The organism is Allobosea sp. 01N443 (genome assembly GCF_056399325.1).
The window spans coordinates 1-473 of sequence record NZ_JBFTRC010000436.1; the positions used below are offsets into that span (position 1 = coordinate 1).

Here is a 473-nt window from a genome sequence, read left to right on the forward strand (position 1 = left end):
GGTCTGGCGGTCTGGCCAGCCTCGACCCGGTCGCCCTGTCGCACCCCGATCGCCTGGACGACGCCGCCGTCGCGGTGCTGCACCTCCTTGAGGTTCTGGTCGACCTTGATCGAGCCCTGGGCGATCACGGCGCCGTTGAGATGGGCGCTCGCGGCCCAGCCGCCGCAGCCGACGACCAGGAGCAGGGCGAGCGCGGTACCGGCGAGCATATGCCGGCCGAGCCCGAAGTTCGGCTCGCGCCCTTCCCTGGCATCCCCGCCCGCCTGCGATGCGATACTGCGCCTGGTCATGCTGGTCTCTCCCGTCCGCCCGCCCGGGATGCGTGGCCCTGCGGCCMCGCRCCGAGGTCAGTAATAGTAAAGCCTGTGRCTGCCCTGGATCTCGATSGAGTAGTCCYTCTCGTCRKKCTGCTCGAGAWAGACGTCGACATAGGTGCGGTCGTCGTCCCCGATCTTCTCGATGCGGAAGTGGAA

1 pseudogene is annotated in these 473 nt (G+C 68.8%); it reads right to left on the bottom strand.

The features are described from left to right. Positions 1–290 (bottom strand): annotated as a pseudogene (locus tag AC1DRP_RS36865) (HlyD family type I secretion periplasmic adaptor subunit); the annotation flags it as partial. Between the last annotated feature and the right edge of the window lie 183 nt (positions 291–473).